Below are 24,393 nucleotides of genomic sequence, written 5' to 3'. Positions count from 1 at the left end.
AGGCCTGCGCGGCGCGCAGTCAGCCGGCGAACGGCCGGAAGAAGGCGTTGAGTTCGGCGCCCGGCGCGGCGTCCGCGAAGCCGTCGAAGCGGCCCTGGTCGGCCAGCGTGCGCGCCGCCTGCAGGAAGCCGCCCCACGCGGCGCGCGCCATGCCGCCGCCCACGCTCACGCGGCGCACGCCCAGCTCGGCGATGTCCACCATGGTCAGCTCGCTCGCCCCGCCCACCAGCAGGTTCACGGGCTTGGGACCGGCGGCGGCGACCACGGCGGCGATCTGCTCGCGGGTCTTGATGCCGGGCGCATAAAGGCAGTCGGCGCCCGCGTTCGCATAGGCCTTGAGCCGCGCGAGCGTGTCGTCCAGGTCGGGCCGGCCGGCGAAGAAGTTCTCGGCGCGGCCGACGAGCATCACGTCGGTGCCCGACGCGTCGATGGCCTTGCGTGCGGCACGCAGCCGCTCGACCGCCACGTCGATGGCAAAGAGCGGCTCGGCCGCGTTGCCGGTCGAGTCCTCGATGGACAGGCCCGCCACGCCGGTCTCGATGGCCAGCCGCACGCTTTCGGCCACGCCCTGCGCGTCGGCGGCGAAACCGTTCTCGAAGTCGGCGTTGACCGGCAGGTCGGTGGCCGCCACCAGCTCGCGCAGATGGGCCAGGATGGCGTCGCGCGACATCGCGCCGTCGGCGTGGCCGTGCGACCACGCGAAGCCGGAACTGGTGGTGGCCAGCGCCTTGAAGCCCAGGCCTTCGAGGTAACGTGCGCTGCCCGTGTCCCAGGGGTTCGGAATGACGAAGCAGCCCTTGGCGTGGAGCGCGCGAAAGTCGGCGCGTTTCTGGTCGATGGTGCGGGTCATGGAGCCTCGGCTTTCTGCGTGCGTGGCAAGGAGCCCGCATTCTGCGCGCGGCCCGCTCAGCACTCCACCACGTTCACCGCGAGGCCGCCGAGCGAGGTTTCCTTGTAGGTCGACTTCATGTCCTCGCCGGTCTGCTTCATGGTGCGGATCACGGCGTCGAGCGACACGTAGTGGCTGCCATCGCCGCGCAGCGCCATGCGCGCCGCGTTGATGGCCTTCACCGCGCCCATCGCGTTGCGCTCCACGCACGGGATCTGCACCATGCCGCCGACCGGGTCGCAGGTAAGGCCCAGGTTGTGCTCCATGCCGATCTCGGCCGCGTTCTCGACCTGCGCCGGCGTGGCACCCAGCACCGCGGCCAGCGCGCCGGCCGCCATCGAGCAGGCCACGCCCACCTCGCCCTGGCAGCCGACCTCGGCGCCCGAAATGGAGGCGTTGGTCTTGTAGAGCATGCCGATGGCCGCGGCGGTGAGCAGGAAGTCGACGATGCCTGCGTCGCTGGCGTGCGGCACGAAGCGCTGGTAGTAGTGCATCACCGCGGGCACCACGCCGGCCGCGCCGTTGGTGGGCGCGGTGACGACGCGCCCGCCCGCCGCGTTCTCCTCGTTCACCGCCATGGCGAAGGCATTGACCCAGTCCATCACCGCGAGCGGGTCGGCCGCGCCGGCCTGTGCCAGCAGTTCGCGGTTCAGCTCCGGTGCGCGGCGGCGCATGCGCAGCGGGCCGGGCAGCGCTTGCGCGGCCATCGGGTTGTCGATGCCGAAGCCGCGCTGCACGCACTGCTGCATCACCTGCCAGATGCGCAGCAGGCCGCCGCGCACCTCGGCCTCGGGCCGCCACGCGCATTCGTTGCGCATGACCAATGCGGCCACCGAGAGGCCGGTGGCCTCGCATTGCGCCATGAGTTCGTCGCCGGTGGTGAAAGGGTGCGGCACGGCGGCGGCCGCCGCCACCGTCGCGGCCACGGCCTGCCCGCCTTCGACCACGAAGCCGCCGCCGACCGAGAAGTACGTGCCCTCGGCCAGCATGCCGCCATCGGCCGCGAAAGCCCTGAAGCGCATCGCGTTGGGGTGCTCGGGCAGCGATTCTTCGCCGCGGAACGCGATGTCGCGCACGCGGTCGAACGCCATCGGCATGGTGCCCAGCACGCTCAGCTGCCCGGTGCGGCGCAGCGCGTCGAGCCGCGGCTGCACGCTCTCGGGCCGCACCGTGTCGGGCGCGTCGCCGAGCAGGCCCAGGATCACGCCTTGGTCGGTCGCATGCCCATGGCCCGTGGCGCCGAGCGAGCCGAACAAGTCCACATGCAGCCGAGCCACCTGCGCGAGCACCCCGCGGCTTTCGAGCCCCTGCGCGAACATCAGCGCCGCGCGCATCGGGCCCACGGTGTGCGAGCTCGACGGGCCGATGCCGATCTTGAAGATGTCGAAGGCGGACAGCATCAGCGCGTCATGCGAGCGGCAGCTGCTGCTTGACCAACGCCACCCAGTACGCCGCGCCCAGCGGCAGGATGTTGTCGTTGAAGTCGTAGTACGGGTTGTGCACGTTCGGGTCGTTCGGGCCCTCGCCCGCGCCGATGCCGATGTAGGCGCCCGGGCGCTTCTGCAGCATGAAGGCGAAGTCTTCCGAGCCCATGGCCGGCGGAATGTCGGTGTGCACCTGCGCGCGCTCGACCAGGCTGGCGGCCGCGGCAATGGCCGCGTCGGTCTCGGCGGGCGTGTTGACCACGCCGGGGTAGCCGCGGCGGAAGTCCAGCGCCACCCGTGCGCCGTGCGTGGCCGCCACGCCGTCGCAGATCTGCTGCATCGCGGCCTGGGTCTTGTCCTGGATGGCCGCGTCCAGCGTGCGCACGGTGCCGCGCAGCACCACCGTCTCGGGAATCACGTTCCAGGTGTCGCCGCCGTGGATCTGCGTGACGCTCACCACGGCCGAGTCGGTGGCGCCGGTGCGCCGGCTCACGATGGTCTGCAGCGCGTTGATGAGCTGGGCCGAGACCACCACCGAGTCGATGCCGGTCTCGGGCATGGCGCCGTGGCTGCCCTTGCCGGTGACGACGATCTCGAAGGTGTCGAGAAAGGCCGTCATGGTGCCCTTGCGGATGGCGAACTTCCCGCGCGCCAGGCCCGGGAAGTTGTGCATGCCGTACACGGCGTCGGCCGGGAACTGGTCGAACAGGCCCTCTTCCACCATGACGCGGCCGCCGCCTTCGTTCTCCTCGGCCGGCTGGAACACGAACTGCACCGTGCCCTTGAACGGCTTGTGGCGCGACAGGTGCTCGGCCGCGCCCAGCAGCATGGCGGTGTGGCCGTCGTGGCCGCAGGCGTGCATCTTGCCGACGCACCTGGACGCGTGCGCCTGCGTGCCCAGCTCCTGCATGTTGAGCGCGTCGAGGTCGGCGCGCAGCGCGATGCTCGGGCCTTCGCCGTTCTTCAGCGTGCCGACCACGCCGGTGCCGGCCAGGCCGCGGTGCACCGGCAGGCCCATCAGCATCAGCGCGTTGGCGACGACATTGGCGGTGCGGTGTTCCTCGAAGGCGGTCTCGGGGTTGGCGTGGATGTCGCGGCGCCAGCTGAGCATGCGGGCACGGGTGTCTTCGGCAATTTCGGGGTCGCGGTACATGGCGTGGGTCTCTCGTGGGGTTGTGGGGTCAGTGGAAGAATTCGGCGATGAGCGTGGCGCCCAGAAAGGTGCCGGCCGTGGCGGTGAGCGACACCACCACGATGCGCCAGCCCAGCTGGCGGAACACCGGCAGGTCTTTCGCGACCGAGAAGCCGGCCAGCGCCAGCACCGGCGTGGTGAAGGCCAGGAAGTTGAGCTTGGACGTGATGCCGATCAGCGCGTCGGAGAACGGGAACAGCCCCGGAATGCCCACCACGGTGGCCACCACCGACAGCACCAGCACCATCGGCAGGCGCGGCGCGAGGCGCTTGATGCCCTCGACCGCCAGCGCGATCAGCACCACCGCGGCCACGCCTTCGAGCGACACCCGCACCGGCACCTTGTAGGTCAGCGAATTGCCGATGAGCACGCCGCCACCCACCACGGCCCAGGCGATGAGCGTGTCGCGCAACGGCAGCGCGCCGCCGTGGGCCACGCTCACTTGCGCCATGGCACCCCTGTCCACGGCGTCCTGCGCGCCGCGCTTCGACACGCGGCCCAGCACCGGCTCCAGCTTGCCGTACAGCCACGAACACAGCGGCAGCGACAGGAACAGCGTGAAGTAGAAACCCGCCACCGTGGTCAGCAGGTTGGACGCGGCGGCGATCGCGGTGAGCTGCGGCAGCAGCTCGGGCGGGTTCTGCGCTGCAATGGCGCCCAGCGCCGCGGCCATCAGGCTGCCCGAGCCCACGCCGGCGCCCATGGCCAGCGAGCGCGGGTCGAACACGTGCAGGCTGGCAATGAAGCCCGCCAGCACCGCGATGAAGAGCGCGCCCAGCACCGTGCCGGTGATGTACTCGGCCAGCACGCCGCGGCCTTCGGGCGAGGCCATGCCGTACTTCTCTCCGATGATCACGAGGTTGCCCTCGCGGCCCACCGAGAAGGTGGCGCCCACCGCCTCGCGCTTGATGCCCAGCAGCAGCGCCAGCGGCAGGCCCAGCGCCAGGGTGCCCAGCGCATGGCCGAACTCCTGGAACAGCAGCGCCCAGCCGGCCTGCTTGATCTGCGGCAACGCGGCGCCCACGGTCAGGCCCAGCTTCACGATGAACAGCAGCAGGCCCGCGTTGAGCAGGCCGCCGGCGAACGACTGCTCGGCGGTCGCCACGCGCACCACGCCCGGCATGCGCCGGTGCGCAATGCCCCACACGGCCGCGATCAGCAGCGCCCACAGCATCGGCAGCAGCGCCACCTTGCCGGGGCCGACGCTGAACTGCACCGGGCCGATGAGTTCGGCCGCGGCCACGATGGCCAGCGTGACGAGCGCGAGCTTGAGTTTTCCGGAGGCGCCGGCAGAGGGCGCGGCGGCGGCAGGAGTCGGCATGGCGGAGGCGGCAGAGGTCATGGGGTGTGGGCTTCTTCTGGCGGAATGCCGGCGAGTTTCTGCCTGCGGGGCTCTTGCATCAATGACAGTAAATCGGGATATTCGATGCACAAGATGCAACACTCGCCACGAACTTCAGGAGACCGGGCCATGGACGACAAGCTCGACACGCGCCGCGTGCGCTACTTCATGCAGGTGCTCGACAGCGGCTCGGTGCGCGGCGCCGCCGACGTGCTCGACATGGACCCCTCGGCCGTGAGCCGCGCCATCGGCCTGCTCGAGCAGGAGTGCGGCGTGCCGCTGCTGGAGCGCCACGGCCGCGGCGTGGTGCCCACCGACGCGGGGCAGATGCTGGCCGGCTACGTGCGCAGGCAGAACAGCCAGAAGCAGCACCTCATGGCGCAGATGGACAGCATCCGCAAGATCGAGCGCGGCCACATCGACGTGGTGGCCGGCGAGGGCTACGTCGACTGGCTCATGCGCCACAGCCTGCGCGACTTCATGACCACGCACCCAAAGATCACCATCGACCTGGACGTGGCGAGCACCGACGAGATCGTGCAGCGCGTGGTCGAGGAACGCGCCCACATCGGCATGCTGTTCCAGCCGCCGAAGGACGAGCGGCTCACGTCGCACCAGTCGCACCCGCAGCCGATCCAGGCGCTGGTGCTGGCTTCGCACCCGCTCGCACGGCTGGGCCGGCCGCTGAAGCTGGCCGACCTGCTGCCCTACCCCGGCGCCACGCTGCACCGCAACTTCGGCGTGCGCCAGCACATCGAGGCGGCCGAGGTCAGCGAGGGCGTGCGGCTGCCCTCGGTGCTGACCACCACCTCGTTCAGCGCGCTCGGGCATTTCGTGTCGGCGGGACTGGGGTACGCGCTGGGCACGCGGATCTCGCTCACGCCCAATGCGACCCACCCGGAAGTGGTCGAGCTGCCGATGAAGAACCCGTTGCTGTCGCAGGGCCGCTCGCACATCGTGTCGCGGCACGGGCGCATGCTGTCGCCGGCCGCGGCGGAACTGCTGCGGTGCATCGTGACGGACATGCGGCGCTATGCCGAGACCCCGCCGGCGCCGGAGAAGCGCCCGGCCACGCGCCGGCGCGGCGTGGCCGCATGAAGGGCCACGTTGCGCGATGCGGCCCATCGGTGTTCTGATCGCACCCCATGTCCTATGTCATTGCGCTTTTCATCCACCTGCTGTGCGCCGCCTTCTGGGTCGGCGGCATGGCGACCCTGCACTTCGCCGTGCGCCCCGCCGCCGTCGCCACGCTGGAGCCGCCGCTGCGCCTGCGCATGATGGCCGCGACGCTGCGGCGCTTCTTCGTGGGGGTGGACGCGTCGGTCACGCTGCTGTTCGTAACCGGCGTGGTGATGATCCTTGCGACCGGCGGCTTTCGCTCCGTGCACTGGCGCGTGCAGGCCATGATGAGCCTGGCCATCGTGATGGCCGCGATCTACGTGTACATCCGCGCCTCGGTGTTCAAGGCGCTGCGCCGCGCGGTGGCCGCCAGCGAATGGCCGAAGGCGGCGTCGCTGCTGAACACGGTGCGCCAGCTGGTGGGAATGAACCTGGTGCTGGGCGTGGTGGTGTTCGGGGTGGCGATCGTCGGGCGCGCGGGTTAAGCCCCGCCCGACGCGGTTTCAGCGCTCGCCCAGTACGGCGCCGTCCACCGGCTTGCGCAGCCACTGCGCAATGTCCTCGCCCAGCTTGTAGGTCACCACACCGACCATGCTGCGGGTGCTGCGCGGCATGCCGAAGTAGATGAACATCTGGCGCTGCGCGGTGAACCCGGCGGGCGCCGCGCCCTCGCGCTCCAGCATGCCGCGCAGCTGCACGATCTTGGGACCGCCGTACAGACCGCCCGCGTTGGCGAGCAGGTCGGTGATCTCCACCTTCAGCACCGGCGCGGCCTGCGCATTGGCGGGCGCCGGCGGCGCGAGCACGAACTCGTAGGGCTCGAGCAACTGGTCCTGCACGGCCTGGCGCAGCGACGCGGGCACGTCGCAGGCGTCGTCGGCCTTCGTCAGCTGCAGGCCCTTGGCCGTGGTGCCGTAGGCGATGGCGGGCATGACCACGCTGTTGCGCGGCGTGGCCGTGGCCGGCGGCGGCTCGGGGGGTGCGGGCTGGCGCGAGCCGCAGGCGGCCAGCAGTGCGGCTGCGGCCACGGCGGACACGACGGGCAAGGCAAAGGAAAGCCGCGCGGCAACGCGCGCGGCGAACGGATGTTCGGACATTGGAAAGCTCCCTGAAGAATCGCTGTGCGCGCCAACGCGAGTGATGGCGCGCGCCGATTCTGACCGAAGCCGCGACGCGCGCGAGGGTGGCGCCGCGTCAGACCACGCCGGCCGCGCGCAGCGCGTCGAAGCGCTCGCCGCCGATGCCCATTTCCGCCAGCACCTCCTGCGTGTGCTGGCCCAGTGCCGGCGGCGCGTGGCGCAGCACGGGTGGCGTGGCCGACAGGCGCAGCGGGCTCGCCACGCCGGTGATGCTCGCGATGCCGTCGCCCGCGTCGCGCGGCAGCGTCACCTTGAGGCCGCGCGCCTTGACCTGCGCGTCGTCGAAGGCCTGCGCGATGTCGTTGATCGGACCGCAGGGCACGGCCTTGTCTTCGAGCAGCGTGACCCATGCGGCCGTGGTGCGGGTGCGCGTGAGTTCTTCCATCATCGGGATCAGCACCAGCCGGTGCTTCACGCGCAGCGTGTTGGTCGCAAAGCGCGCGTCGGCCGCCCATTCGGGGTGGCCGGCCGCGTCGCAGAAGCGCGCGAACTGGCCGTTGTTGCCCACGGCCAGGAGCATCGCGCCGTCCTGCGTCGGAAAGTCCTGGTAGGGCGCCAGGCTCGGGTGCGTATTGCCCTGGCGCCGGGGCGCTTCGCCGGTGTTGAGGAAGGCGCTGGCCTGGTTGGCGAGGATCGCCATGCCCACGTCGAGCAGCGCCATGTCGATGTGCTGGCCTTCGCCGGTGCGATCGCGCACCTGCAGCGCCGCCAGGATGGCGGTGCTGGCGTAGACGCCGGTGAACAGGTCGGTCAGCGCCACGCCCACGCGCAGCGGGCCGCCGCCGGGCGCGTCGTCGGGGCGGCCGGTGATGCTCATCATGCCGGTCATGGCCTGGATCATCAGGTCGTAGCCCGCGCGCTCGGCGTAGGGGCCGTCATGGCCGAAGCCGGTCACGCTGCAGTAGATGAGGCGTGGGTTGGCCGCGCGCAGGCTCTGCTGGTCGAGGCCGTATTGCGCGAGGCCGCCGGTCTTGAAGTTCTCCACCACGATGTCGGCCTGCGCCGCCATCTGCTTCAGCAGCGCCTGCCCCTCGGGCGTGGCCATGTCGATGGTGACCGAGCGCTTGTTGCGGTTGCAGGCGGTGAAGTAGCTGGCCTGGTCGGTGTCGTTGCCGTGCGCGTCCTTGATGAAGGGCGGGCCCCAGGTGCGGGTGTCGTCGCCGACGCCGGGGCGTTCGATCTTGACGACGTCGGCGCCCAGGTCCGCCAGAATTTGCGTGCACCACGGGCCCGCGAGCACGCGGGACAGATCCAGGACCTTGATGCCGTCGAGTGCTGCGGGCGGGTTGCTCATGCCTTCGATCAGTTGGCGAACGCCGCGATGCCGGTGATGGCGCGGCCCAGGATCAGCGCATGGATGTCGTGCGTGCCTTCGTAGGTGTTGACCACTTCCAGGTTCACCAGGTGGCGTGCCACGCCGAACTCGTCGCTGATGCCGTTGCCGCCCATCATGTCGCGCGCCATGCGGGCGATGTCCAGCGACTTGCCGCAGTTGTTGCGCTTCATGATCGAGGTGATTTCCACCGCGGCCGTGCCTTCGTCCTTCATGCGGCCCAGGCGCAGGCTGCCTTGCAGGCCCAGCGTGATCTCGGTCTGCATGTCGGCCAGCTTCTTCTGGATGAGTTGGTTGGCCGCGAGCGGGCGGCCGAACTGCTTGCGGTCCAGCGTGTACTGGCGGGCGCGGTGCCAGCAGTCTTCTGCCGCCCCCAGTGCGCCCCACGAAATGCCGTAGCGGGCGCTGTTCAGGCAGGTGAAGGGGCCCTTCAGGCCTTGCACTTCGGGGAAGGCGTTTTCCTCGGGGCAGAACACACCGTCCATCACGATCTCGCCGGTGATGCTGGCGCGCAGGCCGACCTTGCCGTGGATGGCGGGGGCGCTCAGGCCCTTCATGCCCTTTTCGAGCACGAAGCCGCGAATGGGGCCGACCGTGCCGCTTTCGCTGACTTCCTTGGCCCACACCACGAACACGTCGGCGATGGGCGAGTTGCTGATCCACATCTTCGAGCCGCTGAGCGAATAGCCGCCCGGCACCTTCTTGGCGCGCGTGGCCATGCTGCCGGGGTCGGAGCCGTGGTCGGGCTCGGTCAGGCCGAAGCAGCCGATCCATTCGCCGGTGGCGAGCTTGGGCAGGAACTTCTGCTTCTGGCCTTCGGTGCCGAATTCGAAGATGGGCACCATCACCAGGGAGCTCTGCACGCTGGCCATCGAGCGGTAGCCCGAATCGACGCGCTCGACTTCGCGCGCGATCAGGCCGTAGGCCACGTAGTTGAGGCCGGGGCCGCCGTACTGCTCGGGGATCGTCGGGCCCAGCAGGCCGAGCGCGCCCATTTCGCGAAAGATGGCCGGGTCGGTTTCACCGCTGCGGAAACCCTCGATGACGCGGGGCGCCAGGCGCTCCTGGCAGTAGGCATTGGCCGCGTCGCGGATCATGCGTTCTTCGTCGGTCAGTTGCTGGTCGAGAAGAAGGGGATCGTCCCAGTGGAATTGCGCTTTGGCGGCCATGTGCTGTCTCCGGAAGAGGAATGAATGAGGGGGAATGACCCGATCCTAGCCACCCGGGACCCATGAGGCAAACGAGGATTGCGCACCCAGATATGCGTTCTTAGAATGTCTTGCAAGATGTTGGAACGGCATCTTCATTGGCGAGCCCCCGTTCCCATTCATACATTCCAGTCATACATGCGACGCAAGATCCCGCCCCTGCAGACCCTGGTGTGCTTCGATGCCGCGGCGCGCCACGAGAGCTACACCCGCGCCGCGCAGGAGCTCGCCCTCACGCAGAGCGCGGTGTCGCGCCAGATCGGCACGCTCGAGGCCTTCCTGGGCGTGGCGCTGTTCCGCCGCACGCGCCACGGCGTGGCGCTCACCGCCAGCGGCGCGGCCTATGCGCGGCAAACGGCCCTGCGGCTGCAGGCGATGGAACGCGATGCGCTCGACGCCATGGCGCACCAGGGCGAAGGCGGCTCGCTGTCGCTGGCCGCCGTGCCCACCTTCGCCACGCGCTGGCTGATGCCCCGCCTGAAGGGCTTCGCGGCGCTGCAACCCGACGTGGTGGTGCACATCGAGACGCGCACCCGCCCCTTTCTCTTCGCCGACGCGGAGTTCGACGCCGCGCTGTATGCCGGCACGCCCGCGCAGGTCGAGAACTGGGCCGGCACGCATGCGCTGTTGCTCATGCACGAGGACGTGGTGCCGGTGTGCAGCCCGTCGCTGTTGCCCCGCGGCAAGGCCGTGGCACCGGCCGCCGTCGCGAAGCTGCCGCTGCTGCAGCAGAGCACGCGGCCCGACGGCTGGCGCCAGTGGTTCGACGCGCAGCAGATCGACGCGCCCAACGCACGCGGCGGGCCGCGCTACGAGCTGTTCTCCATCCTCGCGGCGGCCGCGTCGCACGGGCTGGGCGTGGCACTGATGCCCACGATGCTGGTGGCCGACGAACTGGCGCGCGGCGAGCTGGTGGTGGCGTGCGCGCGGCCGTTGTCGGGGGAGCGGAATTACTACCTGGTCACGCCGGAGCGCGCCGACCAGCGGCCGCTGCTGAAGTTCTTCAGCGACTGGCTGCTGGGGCAAGCCCGGCAAGCTCGATGACCATCAACGTCTCTCAAACTGGACATTTTTATGAAGATGTCTATCATGAGATACGTATATGCCATCCACCGCGCCCACTGTCTCCCAAGGAGCCGGCCAACGCCTTGAAGCCTTCGGCCGGCATATTCACGCCCGGCGAAAGGCCCTCAAGATCAGCGCCGTCACGACCGCCGAGGCGGCGGGCATGTCGCGCATGACGCTGCATCGCATCGAACGCGGGGAGCCGTCGGTCACGATGGGGGCCTACATGAACGCGCTGGCGGCATTGGGTCTGGACGTCGATGTGGTTGCGCCGGACGACCGCTCCGCCAAAGAGGTGGCGGCTACCGGGTCGGCGCGGGTGCCGACGCAAACCGTCCGCATCGCCGACTTCGCGCAGCTGCGCCGTCTTGCCTGGCAACTGCCTCCAGACGCAGAACTCACACCTGAAGAAGCCTGGGGCACCTACGAACGCAACTGGCGCCACGCATATCCGTCCGAGCTCCAGGACAACGAACGCCAGTTGCTGGCGGAACTGGCCCGCATGCTGGGCCGAAAGCCGCTGGATGTTTGAACGCTTGCACCATCGTCGCGTGGCCGAGGTGCTGGCAGCGCTGAACGCCGACCTGCTGGCAGACAACCATTGCCTGTTCGGCGGCGGCACCGCCATCGCGCTCCGGCATGGCGAGTACCGCGAGACCTTGCACCCAGGGGCGTCCCGCGAAACGCACAGCGACCGCACCTGAACGAACGCCCGGTCGCCGTTGGCATGGCGTCCGGAAACGGCCAGCACTGCCAGCCGGGCGCCCCGACACTGGCCTGATGCAAACCCCTGTCACCCCTGCACGCACCGTCGCCGCCCTCGACTGGCCCCGCATCGAAACCGACCTTGCCACCCGCGGCTGCGCCGTCGCCGGCCCCCTCTTCACGCCCGACGAATGCGCCGCGCTCATCGCGATGTACGGCGAGGGCGAGCGCTTTCGCAGCCGCGTCGTGATGCAGCGCCACGGCTTCGGCCAGGGCGAGTACCAGTACTTCGCCTACCCGCTGCCGAAGAAGCTCGCGGCGTGGCGCGGCGCGCTGTACGAACGCCTCGCGCCGCTGGCCAACGCGTGGGCCGCCGCCATGGGCCGGCCGGCCGACTATCCGCCGGACCACGCCGCCTACCTGGCACGCTGCCACGCCGCGGGCCAGCTGCGCCCCACCCCGCTGCTGCTGCGCTACGAGGAAGGCGACTACAACTGCCTGCACCAGGACCTGTACGGCGACCTGCAGTTCCCGCTGCAGCTCACGGTGCTGCTGAGCGTGCCGGGGCAGGACTTCACCGGCGGCGAGTTCGTGCTGACCGAGCAGCGCCCGCGCATGCAGTCGCGCGCCGAGGTGGTGTCGCTCGCACAGGGCGAGGCGGTGATCTTCGCGGTCGACCAGCGGCCGGTGGCGGGCACGCGCGGCAGCTACCGCGTGACGATGCGCCACGGCGTGAGCCGGCTGCGCTCGGGCCGGCGGCACACGCTGGGCCTGATCCTGCACGACGCGCGCTAGCGGCCCCCACCAAACCGAAGTCGAGCGAAAATCGGCCCGCTTCCGGCGCCCGCCAGGATCCCCGACACCCACGATCGGGGCCGCGGGCCCACCGGATGCCGACCCGCGGCCTTGGCGCGGCGGGTGTGTTCTGGTGGTCGTCAGGGAGCTGTATGCACAAGAACTCGTCCGGGAACCCGGCCGCGGCTGGAAAGCCGTCGTCAACAACCGCCGCCGCGCCGGTGCCGGCCTCGCCGCCCGGGCGCTCGCGCCGATTCAGGGTCGACGTGGGCACCATCGTCAGCGTCGTCGCGCTCACCCAGTCGCTGTTGCTGGTGTCGCTCGGCTATTGGGGCTCCCAGCGGCTGGTGTCGAACATCGGCACCACGGCGCATCGGGCCAACCACGGCCGGATCGAGGACAAGGTGGTGGCCTTCCTCGCCAAGGTCGAGTCGGTGGTCGGTGCGGTGGGCAGCGCGCCCAGCCTGAGCGCAGCGGGCCCGTACACCGGCCGCACGGCGGAGCTGCTCTGGACTTTGCTGCAGCAGTCTCCCGAGCTCGACAGCGTCTACGTGGCCAACGAGCGCGGCGAGATGCTGATGGCGCTGCGCTACCCGGTGCCTGCCATCCGCCACATCGTGCACGGCACGGCCTTCACCACCGAGACCTGGGAATACAAGCAGCCCCTTGCTGCCGAGGTGGATGCGCAGCAGCGCTTTGCCACGCAGCGCGTCGAGTCCTTTCGCAGCAGCTACGACCCGACCCGGCGCAGCTGGTTCCAGCAGGCCGACAGGATGCAGGGCCCGATCTGGACGCAGCCCTACGTGTTCGTCGCGGCACAGGAACTGGGCGTGACCTACGCGCTGCCGAGCGAGCGGCGCCACACCGGCGCCGACCCCCAGGCGCTGGTGGTGATGGCGGGCGATGTGTCGCTCGGCAGGCTGTCGGAGTTCGTCCGGCTCTTCAGCGGCAGCGGCTATGGCCACAGCGCCCTGCTGAGCGCCGACCACAAGGTGCTGGCACGCAGCGACATGCCGGGCGTGCTGCACCGGCTGGAGCCGCCCACCGAAGTCCTGGGCGCGCTGCACGCACAGATGCACGGGCACATCGCGGCCGACGACCACGCGGGCGGCGACGGCGATGGCGACTCCACCTTCTCCTTCGACTTCGACGGCAAGCGCTACCTGGTGCAGACCTCGCTGATCACGGCCACGGGCTGGGAGCTGGTGAGCTGGGTGCCCGAAGACGTGGTGCTGGGCGGGCTGCGCCGCGCAGTGCTCTGGGGCCTGCTGCTGGCACTGGTGTTCCTGGCCCTGGCGCTGTTCATGTCGCTGAAGCTCTCCAAGCTGGTGACCTCGCCGGTGGAGAACCTCTCGCGCATCGCGCGCCGCATCGGCCGGCTCGAACTCGACAACCTGCCGCGCGAACCGAGCCGTGTGCAGGAGATCCAGCACCTGAACCAGGCGCTGGACGAATCGGCGCGCAGCCTCAAGGCCTTCAGCAAGTTCGTGCCGGTGGACGTCGTCAAGCAGCTCATCGCCGAGGGCCACGCGCTCGCGCCCAACGGCTCGCCGCGCCGCATCACCGTGATGTTCACCGACGTGGAGGGCTTCACCTCGATCTCGGAGTCGCTGGACACCGACGTGCTGGTGGGCATGCTGACCGAGTACTTCAACCTGGCCACCGGCGTGTTCGCGCGGCACGGCGGCGTGGTCGACAAGTTCATCGGCGACGGCATCATGGTGCTGTGGGGCGCGCCGGCCGACCTGCCCGACGCGGAGCACAAGGCCTGCCTGGCCGCGCTGGAGCTGCATGTGGAAATGAGCGAGCTCAACCGCAAGTGGCTGGAACAGGGGCTGCCCGGGTTTCGCACGCGCATCGGCATCCACACCGGCACGGTGATCGCCGGGGTGCTGGGCTCGAACGACCGGCTGTCCTACACGGCCTTCGGCGACGTCATCAACGTGGCGAGCCGCATCGAGGGCATCAACAAGCAGCTGGGCACGCAGATGCTGATGTCGGAGGTCACCTTCGCCGGGCTGCAAGGCAGGCTGCACACGCGGCGCGTCGAGGAGCTGGTGGAGCTGCGCGGCCGGCAGACGCGCATGGTGCTCTACGAGCTGCTGACGTCCTAGGCTGCCGCGGCTTGCGGGGCCGCGGCCGCGCGCTGCGCGGCAAAGGCCACGTACCAGTCGAGGCTGGCCGGGTTGGCCATGGCCTCGCGGTTGACCACTTTTTCGATCGGCTGGCCCAGCAGCAGCTTCTTGATCGGCAGCTCCTGCTTCTTGCCCGACAGCGTGCGCGGAATCTCGGCCACCTGGAAGATGTCGTTGGGCACGAAGCGCGGCGACAGCGAGGTCTTGATGGCGTTGTTCAGCCGCGCGCGCATCGCGTCGTCCAGCGCCACGCCGGGGCGCAGCACCACGAACAGCGGCATGTAGCTGTCGCGGCCCAGGTACTCCAGGTCGACCACCATCGAGTCGAGCACCTCCGGCAGGCCCTCGACCGCGCTGTAGATCTCGCTGGTGCCCATGCGCAGGCCCTGGCGGTTGATGGTGGCGTCGCTGCGCCCGTAGATGACGCAGCCGCCGTCTTCGCCGATCTTGATCCAGTCGCCGTGGCGCCACACGCCGGGGTAGGTGTCGAAGTAGCTCGACAGGTAGCGCGCGTTGCCCTCGTCACCCCACAGGTAGAGCGGCATCGACGGAATGGGCTGGGTGCACACCAGCTCGCCGACCTCGCCGATGACAGGCTGGCCGCTCTCGTTCCAGGCCTCCACCGCATGGCCGAGTTCGCGGCATTGCATTTGCCCCGGCACCTCGGGCAGCTCGCGGTTGCCGCCGACGAAGGCGCCGCAGAAGTCGGTGCCCCCCGAGATGTTGCACCACCACACCTCGGGGGAGCCCGCGTCGAGCACCTGCCGCGAGCCCCAGCGCTGCACCTCTTCGGGCAGCGGCGAGCCGGTGCTGCCGAGCGCGCGCACGCGCGACAGGTCGCCGCAGTCCTTCGCGACCAGGCCCGCCTTCATGCAGTTGGTGAAGTAGGCCGCGCCCGCGCCGAAGAAAGTGACCTTGTGGCGCGCCACGAAGCGCCACAGCACGCCCCAGTCGGGCCTGTCCTTGCTGCCGGCCGGGTTGCCGTCGTAGATGCAGATGGTGGCGCCGAAGGCCATGCCCGAGAGCTGCGAGTTCCACATGACCCAGCCGGTGGAGCTGTACCAGTGGTAGCGCTCGCCGAAGTTGTTGGCGCCGTAGCTCGCGCCCACGTCGTTGTGCAGGCCGCAGGCATGCATGGTGAGGATGATGCCGCCCTGCCCGTGCACGATGGGCTTGGGCAGGCCGGTGGTGCCGCTCGAATACACGATCCAGATCGGATGGTCGAAGGGCAGCCACTCGGGCTCGAAGGCGGCCACACGGTCGTCGTAGCGGTCGGTGGCGTGCAGCCATTCGATGTCGTGCGGCACCGTCTGCGCGGCGTAGGCTGTCTTCACCAGCACCAGCTTCTTCACGCTCGGCAGCTGGGCGCGCAGTTCGTGCAGCACGGTGCTGCGGTCCAGCGCCTTGCCGCCGTAGTGCACGCCGTCCACCGCGATCAGCACCTTGGGCTCGATCTGGCGAAAGCGGTCGGCCACGGCGGCGGTGCCCATGTCGGGCGCGCACACGCTCCACACGGCGCCGATGCTGGAGCACGCCAGAAAGGCCACCATGGTCTCGGGCACGTTGGGCAGGTAGGCGGCCACGCGGTCGCCGCGCTGCACGCCGAGCGACTTGAGCGTGAGCGCCACCGACGCGACCTCGCGGCGCAGTTCGGGCCACGACATCTCGCGCACCTCGCCGCGCTCGTTGTCGCTCACGATGGCGGGCATGCCGGCCGCGTGCGCCGCGTCGACGTGGCGCAGCACCTCGCGCGCGTAGTTGACCTGGGCGCCGGGGAACCAGCGCGCGCCGGGCATGCGCGACTCGGCGAGCACCGCGGTGTGCGGCGTGGGCGACCCGATGCGGGCGTAGTCCCACAGGCTCTGCCAGAAGGCGTCGAGGTCGGTGACCGACCAGCGCCACAGCGCGTCGTAGCTGTCGAACGAGAGGCCGCGCGTGTCGTGCAGCCAGTTTTGATAGAGACGGATCTGGGGAATGTTGGGAACGGCCATGGCACGAGCGTAGCGCCGCGAACGAGCCTGCTCAATGAGGGTTGACCTCAGGGTTTGTACGCGTGTTCAATGTTTTTGTACAAGCGTTCAATACGCCCCGATGAGCACCCGCACACCGACCGCAAGGCGCAGCGCCTCGCGCACCCCGACGCCGAGCCCCGCAGAAGCAGCAGTCGCCCCCGAGACCGCGCGGCCCGACCGCAAGCAGGCGATCCTGCTGGCGGCCGAGAAGCTTTTTGCGCGCCACGGCTACCACGTGGTGACGATCCGCCAGATCGCCGAGGAGGCCGGCGTGCCGCTGGCGCTGGTGGGCTACTACTACGGCCAGAAGCACGAGCTGTTTCACGCCATCTTCGAGCACTGGGGCCATTCCATCGAGGCGCGGCTCGCCGGGCTGGCGGCGGTGAACATCGACCCCGACGACGCGCGCACGCTGCCGCGCATCATCGATGCCTTCACCGCGCCGGTGCTGGCGCTGCGCGCGAGCGCCGAGGGCGAGTACTACGCGCTGCTGGTGGCGCGCGAGCTGTACCACGCCACCGAAGAGGCCGACCGCGTGCTGCGCGCCTACTTCGATCCGCTGGCCGAGGCCTACATCGACGCGCTGCACACCGCCCTGCCGCACGCCACGCGCAGCCAGGCCGCCTGGGGCTACCAGTTCGCGCTGGGCGCGCTGCTGCACCACCTGAACGACACCCGCATCGAGCGGCTGTCGCGCGGCGAAAACAAGCGCGCCGACCCGGCCGTGGCGCCGATGCTGGTGAGCTTCATCGTCGGCGGGCTGCGCGCCGCGCTGCCGCGCCCGAAAACCGCCAAGCCCCCACGCACCAAGACCACCCCCAGGAGACTGAAGACATGACGAAGACCCCCACGATGAAGCGGCGCACCCTGCTGTCGGCGCTGGCCGCCGCCTCGGCCACGGCGGCGCTGCCCGCCTTCGCGCAGGCCAACCCGAAGGTCGTGTTCGGCTACACGGCCGTGACCGACTTCGCCTCGGTGTTCGTGGCGGCCGAAGAGGGGTACTTCAAGAAACGCAACCTCGAGGTGGAGCTGAAGTTCATTCCGCTGAACTCGACCATTCCCGCAGCGCTGCAGTCCGACTCGCTGCAGATCGGCGGGCCCACGCCCTCGGTGTTCCTGCAGGCGGTGGACGGCGGGCTCGACCTGGTGCTGGTGGCGGGCGGCGGGCTCACGTCCAAGACCATCACCGGCTTCGGGCTGGTGGCGCGCGCGGGCTCGGGCATCAAGGGCCCGCAGGACTGCGTGGGCAAGAAGATCGGCGTGCCGGGCCTGGGCGCCTTCCTGCACGTGACCTTTCGCGCCTGGCTGAAGGACAGCGGCGTGGACTACCGCAAGGTCAACTTCGTGGAGGCCGCGTTCCCGCAGCATGCCGACCTGCTGCGCGGCGGGTCGGTCGACGCGGTGGTGTCGGCCGACCCGTTCATGAGCCGCATCACCGAGAGCGGCGCGGGCTACGTGGCCTCGTACTACTCGACCTTCCTGCCCGAGAACAACCAGACCATCGTGCATGCGGCCAAGCGCGAATGGGTGGCGAAGAACCCGGGCGCGGCGCGCGCCTTCCGCGAGGCGCTGGTGGAGTCGGCCGCGTTCATGCAGCAGACGAAGAACGACGCCAGGGTGCGCGCGGCCATCGGCAAGTACATCAAGCTGCCGCCCGAGGTGCTGGCCAAGGTGCAGATCTCGCCGCCCGGAGCGGTCGTGACCGAGAAGCAGCTCGCCTACTGGACCGGGCTGATGAAGGAGCAGGACATGCTCAAGACGAACATCGACGTGGCGAAGCTGGTGGCCAAGTGATCTCGGCACCCGCTCCTGTCACAGCGCGCGCCGCGTTGCCGGCGAACGCCTTTTCTTCGCCGGCCGGCCCCGCGATGCAGGCCACGCCGTTCCTGCGCTTCGACGGCGTTGCCATCCGCCTGGGCGGACGCGAAATCCTGTCGCCCACCTCGTTCGACGTGGCGCGCGGCGAGTTCGTGTGCATCGTCGGGCCCAGCGGCTGCGGCAAGACCACGCTGCTGCGCGCGGCCAGCGGGCTGGTCACGGCCAGCGCGGGCGAAGTGCGCCGCAACGGCGTGACGATGACCGCGCCCTCGCGCGAGGTCGCGTTCGTGTTCCAGGACTACGGCCGCGCGCTGCTGCCCTGGCGCACGGTGGAGGGCAACGTGAGCCTGGCGCTCGAAGCGGCCGGCGTGCCGGCGGCCCAACGCGCGCCGCGCATCGCCGAGGTGCTGGGCAAGGTCGGCCTTGCGAAGCATGCGCAGAAGTTTCCGGCGCAGCTGTCGGGCGGCATGCAGCAGCGCGCGCAGATTGCGCGCTGCCTGGCACAGAAGCCCGAGCTGATGATGATGGACGAGCCCTTCGGCGCGCTGGACGCGCTCACCCGCCAGAGCCTGCAGGACGAGCTGGCGCGGCTGGTGCGCGACGACGGGCTCACGGTGCTGTTCGTCACGCACGACCTGGAAGAGGCCATCTACCTCGGCGACCGCGTGATCGCGCTGCAGGCCGACCCGGGGCCGGGGCGGCCGAGCCTGGCGCGGATGATCGACGTCAAGATCGATCGGCCGCGCGACCAGCTCACGACCAAGGAGCATCCGGAATACCTGCGGTTGCGGCGTGAGCTGTTCGCCTTCATCGCGCAGGGCCATGACTGAGCGCGGCGTCTTTGGGTGGGTGCGGCCGTGGGTGGTTCCCGCCGTGCTGGTCGGCGCTTTCGAGTGGTACGCGCGGCGCGCGGCCGCCCTGGGCAGCGATTCGCTCGCGCCGCCGAGCGCGGCGGCCAGGGCCTTTGCCGGCGCGGCGATGGACGGCTCGCTGTGGCAGTCCACCGGCTTCACGCTGGGCACCGCCGCGCTCGGGCTGCTGCTGGGCGCGGTGCTCGGCATTGCGGGGGGCCTGGTGCTCGGGCTCTCGCGCCGCGCGGCGCAGCTCGGGTCGATGTCCATCGAGGTGCTGCGCCCCGTGCCGTCGGTGGCGCTGATTCCGCTCGCGATGCTGGGCTTCGGCTTCGGCGTGCGCATGGAGCTGGCCATCGTCGCCTTCGCCACCTTCTGGCCGCTGCTGGTGCTGGTGCAGTCGGCGGTGCGGCAGATCGAGCCCCGCCTGCTGGAGGTGAGCCGCATGCTGGGCCTGTCGGCGCGGGAGCGGGCCTTCAAGATCGTGCTGCCGGCCATCGTGCCGCGCCTGTTCGTCGCGCTGCGCCTGGGCGTGGCGGTGGCGCTGGTGGTGGCCGTGACGGTGGAGATCGCGGCCAACCCGAACGGCATGGGCTACGCGATGATGATCGCGCAGCAGAGTTTCGACCCCGCGCTCATGCTGGCCTGGCTGGGCTGGATCGGCGTGGTGGGCTTCGCGGTGAACGCGGGCATGGTGCTGCTGCAGCGCGTGGTCGCGCGACGCATGGGGGTGCAGCCATGAACGGCCGCAACGAGCGCTCGGGTTCGAACCGGCTCGGCTCGCTGGGCGTGCTGCTCGCGCTGGTCGCGCTGTGGTGGGTCGCGAGCAATGCGGGCTGGGTCAGCCGCGTGTTCCTGCCGACGCCGCAGGCCACCTTCACCAGCCTGCTCGAAGGGCTGAACCTCTCGGGCCCCAACGCCAGCGCTGGCGCGAACGCAGGCAACGGCGAGCTGCTCGCATTCACGCAGGCCACGGTCGCCCGGATGGTCGAAGGCTGGCTGCTCGCGTCGCTGTTCGGCGTGGTGCTGGGCGCGGCCATCGGCGTGTCGCCCGCGGTGCGCGCGTGGGTGCAGCCGACGCTGGAGTTCATTCGCCCGCTGCCCGCCTCGGCGCTGCTGCCGCTGGCCATCTCGATCTTCGGGCTGAACCCCGGCATGGTGCTCTTCGTGGTCGCCTTCGGCGCGATGTGGCCGGTGCTGCTGGCCACGGTGCACGGCTTCGCGGCCGTGGAGCCGCGCCTGGCGGAGGTGGCGCGCTGCCTGCAGATGTCGCGCGCGGCGTACATCTGGAAGATGGGCCTGCCCAACGCCATGCCCGACATCCTGGCCGGCATGCGCCTGGCGCTGACCATTGCGCTCATCGTGGCGGTGGTGGGCGAAATGATCGCCTCGCAAAGCGGCCTGGGCCAGGCCATTCTGCTGGCCGCACGCGCCTTTCGCGCCAGCGATCTGTTCGCCGGCATCGTGCTGCTCGGGCTCATCGGCTTCGTGAGCAATGCACTGCTGGCCTTTGCCGAGCAACGCCTGCTGCGCTGGCAGCAGCCCTGACCGATTCCTTCACGCCAACACTCAAACACCCCACAAGGAGCCCCGCCATGCCACGCAAGTTTGTCGACCTCTCGATCTTTCTCGAAAACGATGTGATGTCCGACCCCCCGGCCTTCGCGCCGAAGATCCAGTACTTCACGCACGAGCAGACCTACGAGCAGATCGAGCCCTTCTTCCCTGGCCTGAAGAAAGAGGACCTGCCCGACGGCGAAGGCTGGGCGGTGGAGCTGGTGCAGCTGTCCACGCACAACGGCACGCACCTCGATGCGCCCTATCACTTTCACTCGACCATGGACAAGGCGCTGGGCGAGAAGAAGCCCGCCATCGCCATCCACGATGTGCCGCTCGAATGGTGCTTCCAGCCGGGCGTGAAGCTGGACTTTCGCCACTTCGCCGACGGCTACGTGGTGACGGCCGCCGACGTCGAGGCCGAGTTGAAGCGCATCGACCACACGCTGAGCCCGCTGGAGATCGTGGTGGTCAACACGCGCGCCGGCGCGCGCTACGGCCACGACGACTACGTGGCGGCCGGCGCGGGCATGGGCTACGAAGCCACCATGTACCTGCTGGAGCGCGGCGTGCGCCTGACGGGCACCGACGCCTGGAGCTGGGACGCGCCCTTCGTGCACACCGCGAAGAAGTACGGCGAGACGCACGACGCCTCGCTGATCTGGGAGGGCCACAAGGCCGGGCGCGACATCGGCTACTGCCACATCGAGAAGCTGCACAACCTGGAGGTGCTGCCGCCCACGGGCTTTTTCATCAGCTGCTTTCCGCACAAGATTCGCGGCGCTTCGGCGGGCTGGACACGCGCGGTCGCGATCTTCGACGACGCGCTGATGGCGTCGGTGTAAGGAGCCTTTTTCATGAGCGAACTCAATCGCACGCACGACGCCGACGCACGCAGCTGGGTCGAATCGGCCCATGCCGCGGGCAGCGACTTTCCGATCCAGAACCTGCCGCATGCGGTGTTCCGGCGCGCGGGCAGCACCGAGGCTTTTCGCGGCGGCGTGGCCATCGGCGACAAGGTGCTCGACCTGGCGGCGCTGGTCCAAAGCCAGCAGTTGAACGGCCCGGCGCTCGATGCGGCGCGCGCGGCTGCGTTGCCTGCGCTGAACGACTTCTTCGCGCTCGGCGCCGGTGCATGGCGGGTGTTGCGCCACGCGCTGTTCGACCTGCTGAAGCACGACGCGCCCGATGCCACCGTGCAGGCGGTGCGCACGTGCCTGGTGCCGCAGGCCGAGGTCGAATACACCGTGCCCGCACGCATCGGCGACTACACCGACTTCTACACCTCGATCGACCATGCGCTGAACATCAGCCGCCTGATGAACCCCGACGGCGACGTGACGCCCAACTTCCGCTGGATTCCCACCGCATACCACGGGCGCGTGTCGACCATCGGCGTGAGCGGGCAGCGCTTTCACCGGCCCATGGGGCAAGCGATGGCGCCGGGTGCGAAGGCGCCGACGTATCAAGCCTGCGCACGGCTCGACTACGAGCTGGAGCTGGGCGTGTGGATCGGCACGGGCAACGCGCAGGGCGAACCGATTCCGCTCGAACGCGCAGGGGAACACATCTTCGGCATCTGCCTGCTCAACGACTGGTCGGCGCGCGACATCCAGTTCTGGGAGATGGCGCCGCTCGGGCCCTTCCTTGCGAAGAACTTCGCGACCACGATTTCGCCGTGGATCGTGACCATGGAGGCGCTCGCGCCCTACCGGCACGCCTGGACGCGGCCCGCGAGCGAGCCGCAACCGCTGGCGTACCTGGAGAACGCGGCCAACCGCGCAAGCGGCGCGCTCGACATCCGGCTGGAGGTGTGGCTCGAAAGCCAGAAGGCACGCCAGGAAAACACGGGGCCGTCGCGCCTGTCGTCCACCAGCTTCAGGCACCAGTACTGGAGCGTGGCGCAGATGGTCACGCACCACACGATGGGCGGCTGCAGCCTGAATCCGGGCGACCTGTTCGGCAGCGGCACGATTTCGGGGCCCGGCCCGGGCGAGGCCGGCGCCATCATCGAGCTGGCGCGCGCGGGGCAAAGCCCGGTCACGCTGGCCAATGGCGAGCAGCGCAGCTTTCTGGAAGACGGCGACGCCGTGCTGCTGCGCGGCTGGTGCGAGAAGCCCGGGCATGCGCGCATCGGGTTCGGCGAGAGCCGGGGAACGGTGCTGCCGGCCCGGGGCTGAACCGGCGCACCAATGAAAAAGGCCACCCTTGTGGGGTGGCCTTTTTGCGCGATTTGGAGCGGGAAAAGAGACTCGAACTCTCGACCTCAACCTTGGCAAGGTTGCGCTCTACCAACTGAGCTATTCCCGCGACAGCCTCAGATTATAGGGTGCTCTGTGGCCATTTTTGCCAAATCCGTGAAAAAAAGTGAAATCAGGCCCCGAACACCAGCGACCGGTGCAGCGACACACCGGCCGTGAGCCCGTCGGCGGAGGCCAGCGTGGCGTTGGTGAAGGCCATGGCAAGGTCGCCCGCCGCGTAGACGCCGGGCACGGTCGTCATCTTCATGGCGTCGACGCGCAGCACCGGGCCGAGCGGGCCGTCGTCGAAGGCGCAGCCGAGCTGCGCGGCCAGCGGGCTGGCGGGCCGCGTGCGCGGCACCACGTACAGCGCCTCGATAGGCACCAGCCGGCCGTCGCCGAGCCGCACGCCGGCCAGGTCGGTGCCCGGCCCTTCGATACCGGCGACGCGCCCCGGCTCGATGGTCACGCCGCGCGCCTGCAGCTTGGCGCGCACTTCCGGGTCGAGCGCTTCGCTGCCGTTCAGGAAGAACGTGACCGGGCCCCACTCCGCGATCAGCAGCGCGTGGTCCGGTGGCAGCGCGCCGGCGAACAACAGGCCCAACTGCCGGCCGCTGAACTCGTAGCCGTGGCAGTAGGGGCAATGCAGCACGCTGGTGCCCCAGCGCTCGCGCACGCCGGGGATGTCGGGCAGGCCGTCCTGCACGCCGAAGGCCAGCAGCAGTTTGTGGGCCGAGCGCTGTTCGCCGTTGTCCAGCGTGGCGGTGAATCCGTCGGCGCCTTCGGCGCCCTGAGCGCTTGCGGCCACGACGCTGGCCTGGACGAAGCTGACCGTCGGGTAGGCGAGCAGCTTGTCGCGCGCATCCGCGATCATCTTCAGCGGCTGCACGCCGTCCTGCCCGAAGAAGCCGTGCGACTGGGCGGCGAAGCGGTTGCGCGGAGCGCCCGCGTCGACCACGCACACATTGCGTCGCGCACGGGCCAGCTGCATGGCAGCGGAAAGGCCGGCAAAGCTGCCGCCCACGATCAGGGCGTCATGCCGCATGTTCGATGTCCTTCAAGGTGAAGCCGCCGCCCGTCATGCGGCGGTGAAAGTTCCTGGACAGATCGGCCAGGGTGATGCTGTTGAAACGCCGCAGCAGCAAGGCCTCGGCTTCCTGGCAGGCGCCGTCGAGCGCGGCGTTCACGGCCTGCTCGACGATGCAGCCCGGACTCTCGGTGCGATGGCCCATGGCCAGCAGCGCGGGCGCGCCCACGGCGTTGTGGATGTCGCCCAGCGTCACCGCCGCCAGCGAGCACGACAGCACCCAGCCGCCGCCATGGCCCCTGGCCGAACTCACGAACCCCGCCTGGCGCAGGCCCGCCATGACGCGGCGCACGACGACCGGGTTGGTGTGCATCGCCGCCGCGAGCGACTCGGAGGTGACGGGGCCGTCCATCTCGGCCATGTGCAGCAGCACGTGGAGGACGCCTGAAAGCTTGCTGTCTCGTTTCATGCAACATTATGAGTTGCATGTGTTGAACGGCGCGTGACCGCTTCCGGTTTGCACCTGCGCGCTGTGGTGTCTT

24 protein-coding genes and 1 tRNA gene are annotated in these 24,393 nt (G+C 69.8%); 14 read left to right on the top strand and 11 right to left on the bottom strand.

Going from position 1 to position 24,393, the window contains the following annotated elements:
• Positions 1 to 19: 19 nt before the first annotated feature.
• From ACSFA5_RS20735 to ACSFA5_RS20720, 4 genes are read right to left on the bottom strand one after another with little or no spacing between them, the layout of a single operon-like run.
• Positions 20 to 850 (bottom strand): isocitrate lyase/PEP mutase family protein, encoded by an 831-nt coding sequence (locus tag ACSFA5_RS20735; protein ID WP_435445913.1) that lies wholly within the window; start codon positions 848 to 850, stop codon positions 20 to 22.
• 56 nt (positions 851 to 906) lie between these two features.
• Complete coding sequence (locus tag ACSFA5_RS20730; RefSeq protein ID WP_435445972.1) at positions 907 to 2,292, bottom strand: L-serine ammonia-lyase; 1,386 nt, start codon at positions 2,290 to 2,292, stop codon at positions 907 to 909.
• A 4-nt stretch (positions 2,293 to 2,296) separates the two neighbouring features.
• Positions 2,297 to 3,466: a M20 aminoacylase family protein gene (locus tag ACSFA5_RS20725; protein WP_435445912.1), complete on the bottom strand. Its 1,170-nt coding sequence runs from the start codon at positions 3,464 to 3,466 to the stop codon at positions 2,297 to 2,299.
• A gap of 28 nt (positions 3,467 to 3,494) precedes the next feature.
• Positions 3,495 to 4,847, bottom strand: a complete 1,353-nt coding sequence (locus tag ACSFA5_RS20720) for a DUF3100 domain-containing protein (RefSeq protein WP_435445911.1) — start codon at positions 4,845 to 4,847, stop codon at positions 3,495 to 3,497.
• A 129-nt stretch (positions 4,848 to 4,976) separates the two neighbouring features.
• On the opposite strand from ACSFA5_RS20720, the gene ACSFA5_RS20715 reads away from it, so the two are divergent.
• Complete coding sequence (locus ACSFA5_RS20715) at positions 4,977 to 5,945, top strand: LysR family transcriptional regulator (RefSeq protein ID WP_435445910.1); 969 nt, start codon at positions 4,977 to 4,979, stop codon at positions 5,943 to 5,945.
• A gap of 47 nt (positions 5,946 to 5,992) precedes the next feature.
• A complete protein-coding gene (locus ACSFA5_RS20710; protein ID WP_435445909.1) occupies positions 5,993 to 6,451 on the top strand; it encodes a CopD family protein in 459 nt (152 codons plus the stop codon).
• Between the two features lie 18 nt (positions 6,452 to 6,469).
• Here ACSFA5_RS20710 and ACSFA5_RS20705 read toward each other — a convergent pair whose 3' ends face one another.
• From ACSFA5_RS20705 to ACSFA5_RS20695, 3 genes are all read right to left on the bottom strand, one after another.
• Positions 6,470 to 7,063, bottom strand: coding sequence for a hypothetical protein (locus ACSFA5_RS20705; protein ID WP_435445908.1), 594 nt, complete (start codon positions 7,061 to 7,063; stop codon positions 6,470 to 6,472).
• 97 nt (positions 7,064 to 7,160) lie between these two features.
• Positions 7,161 to 8,399, bottom strand: a complete 1,239-nt coding sequence (locus tag ACSFA5_RS20700) for a CaiB/BaiF CoA transferase family protein (protein WP_435445907.1) — start codon at positions 8,397 to 8,399, stop codon at positions 7,161 to 7,163.
• An 8-nt stretch (positions 8,400 to 8,407) separates the two neighbouring features.
• Positions 8,408 to 9,607, bottom strand: coding sequence for an acyl-CoA dehydrogenase (locus tag ACSFA5_RS20695; protein ID WP_435445906.1), 1,200 nt, complete (start codon positions 9,605 to 9,607; stop codon positions 8,408 to 8,410).
• A gap of 177 nt (positions 9,608 to 9,784) precedes the next feature.
• On the opposite strand from ACSFA5_RS20695, the gene ACSFA5_RS20690 reads away from it, so the two are divergent.
• The 5 genes from ACSFA5_RS20690 (at position 9,785) to ACSFA5_RS20670 (ending at position 14,325) form a co-directional block, all read left to right on the top strand.
• The gene (locus tag ACSFA5_RS20690) at positions 9,785 to 10,690 is read left to right on the top strand and encodes a LysR substrate-binding domain-containing protein (protein ID WP_435445905.1); all 906 of its coding nucleotides are present in this window, start codon (positions 9,785 to 9,787) and stop codon (positions 10,688 to 10,690) included.
• Positions 10,691 to 10,748: 58 nt separating this feature from the next.
• Positions 10,749 to 11,243 (top strand): helix-turn-helix domain-containing protein, encoded by a 495-nt coding sequence (locus ACSFA5_RS20685; RefSeq protein ID WP_435445904.1) that lies wholly within the window; start codon positions 10,749 to 10,751, stop codon positions 11,241 to 11,243.
• Positions 11,236 to 11,415: a hypothetical protein gene (locus ACSFA5_RS20680; RefSeq protein WP_435445903.1), complete on the top strand. Its 180-nt coding sequence runs from the start codon at positions 11,236 to 11,238 to the stop codon at positions 11,413 to 11,415. Before ACSFA5_RS20685 ends, ACSFA5_RS20680 begins: the two co-directional genes overlap by 8 nt.
• A gap of 76 nt (positions 11,416 to 11,491) precedes the next feature.
• On the top strand, positions 11,492 to 12,211 hold the full coding sequence (locus ACSFA5_RS20675; RefSeq protein ID WP_435445902.1) for a 2OG-Fe(II) oxygenase: 720 nt from the start codon (positions 11,492 to 11,494) through the stop codon (positions 12,209 to 12,211).
• 152 nt (positions 12,212 to 12,363) lie between these two features.
• Complete coding sequence (locus ACSFA5_RS20670) at positions 12,364 to 14,325, top strand: adenylate/guanylate cyclase domain-containing protein (RefSeq protein WP_435445901.1); 1,962 nt, start codon at positions 12,364 to 12,366, stop codon at positions 14,323 to 14,325.
• Here ACSFA5_RS20670 and ACSFA5_RS20665 read toward each other — a convergent pair.
• Complete coding sequence (locus tag ACSFA5_RS20665; RefSeq protein WP_435445900.1) at positions 14,322 to 16,337, bottom strand: acetoacetate--CoA ligase; 2,016 nt, start codon at positions 16,335 to 16,337, stop codon at positions 14,322 to 14,324. The two genes, ACSFA5_RS20670 and ACSFA5_RS20665, sit on opposite strands and share 4 nt — an antisense overlap.
• Before the next feature lie 100 nt (positions 16,338 to 16,437).
• Between ACSFA5_RS20665 and ACSFA5_RS20660 the strand changes: the two genes are divergently transcribed.
• From ACSFA5_RS20660 to fahA, 7 genes are read left to right on the top strand one after another with little or no spacing between them, the layout of a single operon-like run.
• Positions 16,438 to 17,196 carry a TetR/AcrR family transcriptional regulator gene (locus tag ACSFA5_RS20660; RefSeq protein WP_435445899.1) on the top strand — a complete coding sequence of 253 codons (759 nt, stop codon included), beginning with the start codon at positions 16,438 to 16,440 and terminating at the stop codon, positions 17,194 to 17,196.
• Positions 17,193 to 18,152, top strand: a complete 960-nt coding sequence (locus tag ACSFA5_RS20655; RefSeq protein ID WP_435445898.1) for an ABC transporter substrate-binding protein — start codon at positions 17,193 to 17,195, stop codon at positions 18,150 to 18,152. Before ACSFA5_RS20660 ends, ACSFA5_RS20655 begins: the two co-directional genes overlap by 4 nt.
• On the top strand, positions 18,149 to 19,006 hold the full coding sequence (locus ACSFA5_RS20650; protein WP_435445897.1) for an ABC transporter ATP-binding protein: 858 nt from the start codon (positions 18,149 to 18,151) through the stop codon (positions 19,004 to 19,006). Before ACSFA5_RS20655 ends, ACSFA5_RS20650 begins: the two co-directional genes overlap by 4 nt.
• Positions 18,999 to 19,769: an ABC transporter permease gene (locus ACSFA5_RS20645; RefSeq protein WP_435445896.1), complete on the top strand. Its 771-nt coding sequence runs from the start codon at positions 18,999 to 19,001 to the stop codon at positions 19,767 to 19,769. Before ACSFA5_RS20650 ends, ACSFA5_RS20645 begins: the two co-directional genes overlap by 8 nt.
• A complete protein-coding gene (locus ACSFA5_RS20640) occupies positions 19,766 to 20,575 on the top strand; it encodes an ABC transporter permease (RefSeq protein ID WP_435445895.1) in 810 nt (269 codons plus the stop codon). Before ACSFA5_RS20645 ends, ACSFA5_RS20640 begins: the two co-directional genes overlap by 4 nt.
• 47 nt (positions 20,576 to 20,622) lie before the next feature.
• Positions 20,623 to 21,429 (top strand): cyclase family protein, encoded by an 807-nt coding sequence (locus ACSFA5_RS20635; RefSeq protein WP_435445894.1) that lies wholly within the window; start codon positions 20,623 to 20,625, stop codon positions 21,427 to 21,429.
• 12 nt (positions 21,430 to 21,441) lie between these two features.
• A complete protein-coding gene (gene fahA, locus ACSFA5_RS20630; RefSeq protein ID WP_435445893.1) occupies positions 21,442 to 22,764 on the top strand; it encodes a fumarylacetoacetase in 1,323 nt (440 codons plus the stop codon).
• A 54-nt stretch (positions 22,765 to 22,818) separates the two neighbouring features.
• Here the strand turns inward: fahA and ACSFA5_RS20625 are convergent.
• The 3 genes from ACSFA5_RS20625 to ACSFA5_RS20615 all read right to left on the bottom strand — a co-directional run bounded on the left by ACSFA5_RS20625 (position 22,819) and on the right by ACSFA5_RS20615 (position 24,320).
• Positions 22,819 to 22,894: transfer RNA gene (locus ACSFA5_RS20625), tRNA-Gly, on the bottom strand.
• A 63-nt stretch (positions 22,895 to 22,957) separates the two neighbouring features.
• Complete coding sequence (locus ACSFA5_RS20620; protein ID WP_435445892.1) at positions 22,958 to 23,869, bottom strand: NAD(P)/FAD-dependent oxidoreductase; 912 nt, start codon at positions 23,867 to 23,869, stop codon at positions 22,958 to 22,960.
• Positions 23,859 to 24,320, bottom strand: coding sequence for an RrF2 family transcriptional regulator (locus tag ACSFA5_RS20615; RefSeq protein WP_435445891.1), 462 nt, complete (start codon positions 24,318 to 24,320; stop codon positions 23,859 to 23,861). The genes ACSFA5_RS20620 and ACSFA5_RS20615 overlap by 11 nt, the downstream gene beginning before the upstream one ends.
• Between the last annotated feature and the right edge of the window lie 73 nt (positions 24,321 to 24,393).

Origin of the sequence: Variovorax monticola (assembly GCF_051216855.1) — a bacterium.
Classification (GTDB): domain Bacteria; phylum Pseudomonadota; class Gammaproteobacteria; order Burkholderiales; family Burkholderiaceae_C; genus Variovorax.
This window is presented reverse-complemented; position numbering and strand designations above follow the sequence as displayed.

Excerpts from the sequence above, each read along its gene's own strand:
- ACSFA5_RS20725 (WP_435445912.1), bottom strand. The coding sequence starts at position 3,466 with ATGTACCGCGACCCCGAAATTGCCGAAGACACCCGTGCCCGCATGCTC.
- ACSFA5_RS20655 (WP_435445898.1), top strand. The coding sequence starts at position 17,193 with ATGACGAAGACCCCCACGATGAAGCGGCGCACCCTGCTGTCGGCGCTG.
- ACSFA5_RS20720 (WP_435445911.1), bottom strand. The coding sequence starts at position 4,847 with ATGACCTCTGCCGCCTCCGCCATGCCGACTCCTGCCGCCGCCGCGCCC.
- ACSFA5_RS20715 (WP_435445910.1), top strand. The coding sequence starts at position 4,977 with ATGGACGACAAGCTCGACACGCGCCGCGTGCGCTACTTCATGCAGGTG.
- ACSFA5_RS20615 (WP_435445891.1), bottom strand. The coding sequence starts at position 24,320 with ATGAAACGAGACAGCAAGCTTTCAGGCGTCCTCCACGTGCTGCTGCAC.
- ACSFA5_RS20675 (WP_435445902.1), top strand. The coding sequence starts at position 11,492 with ATGCAAACCCCTGTCACCCCTGCACGCACCGTCGCCGCCCTCGACTGG.
- ACSFA5_RS20685 (WP_435445904.1), top strand. The coding sequence starts at position 10,749 with ATGCCATCCACCGCGCCCACTGTCTCCCAAGGAGCCGGCCAACGCCTT.
- ACSFA5_RS20700 (WP_435445907.1), bottom strand. The coding sequence starts at position 8,399 with ATGAGCAACCCGCCCGCAGCACTCGACGGCATCAAGGTCCTGGATCTG.
- ACSFA5_RS20640 (WP_435445895.1), top strand. The coding sequence starts at position 19,766 with ATGAACGGCCGCAACGAGCGCTCGGGTTCGAACCGGCTCGGCTCGCTG.
- ACSFA5_RS20735 (WP_435445913.1), bottom strand. The coding sequence starts at position 850 with ATGACCCGCACCATCGACCAGAAACGCGCCGACTTTCGCGCGCTCCAC.
- ACSFA5_RS20635 (WP_435445894.1), top strand. The coding sequence starts at position 20,623 with ATGCCACGCAAGTTTGTCGACCTCTCGATCTTTCTCGAAAACGATGTG.
- ACSFA5_RS20660 (WP_435445899.1), top strand. The coding sequence starts at position 16,438 with ATGAGCACCCGCACACCGACCGCAAGGCGCAGCGCCTCGCGCACCCCG.
- ACSFA5_RS20665 (WP_435445900.1), bottom strand. The coding sequence starts at position 16,337 with ATGGCCGTTCCCAACATTCCCCAGATCCGTCTCTATCAAAACTGGCTG.
- ACSFA5_RS20670 (WP_435445901.1), top strand. The coding sequence starts at position 12,364 with ATGCACAAGAACTCGTCCGGGAACCCGGCCGCGGCTGGAAAGCCGTCG.
- ACSFA5_RS20645 (WP_435445896.1), top strand. The coding sequence starts at position 18,999 with ATGACTGAGCGCGGCGTCTTTGGGTGGGTGCGGCCGTGGGTGGTTCCC.
- ACSFA5_RS20680 (WP_435445903.1), top strand. The coding sequence starts at position 11,236 with ATGTTTGAACGCTTGCACCATCGTCGCGTGGCCGAGGTGCTGGCAGCG.
- fahA (WP_435445893.1), top strand. The coding sequence starts at position 21,442 with ATGAGCGAACTCAATCGCACGCACGACGCCGACGCACGCAGCTGGGTC.
- ACSFA5_RS20710 (WP_435445909.1), top strand. The coding sequence starts at position 5,993 with ATGTCCTATGTCATTGCGCTTTTCATCCACCTGCTGTGCGCCGCCTTC.
- ACSFA5_RS20695 (WP_435445906.1), bottom strand. The coding sequence starts at position 9,607 with ATGGCCGCCAAAGCGCAATTCCACTGGGACGATCCCCTTCTTCTCGAC.
- ACSFA5_RS20620 (WP_435445892.1), bottom strand. The coding sequence starts at position 23,869 with ATGCGGCATGACGCCCTGATCGTGGGCGGCAGCTTTGCCGGCCTTTCC.
- ACSFA5_RS20690 (WP_435445905.1), top strand. The coding sequence starts at position 9,785 with ATGCGACGCAAGATCCCGCCCCTGCAGACCCTGGTGTGCTTCGATGCC.
- ACSFA5_RS20705 (WP_435445908.1), bottom strand. The coding sequence starts at position 7,063 with ATGTCCGAACATCCGTTCGCCGCGCGCGTTGCCGCGCGGCTTTCCTTT.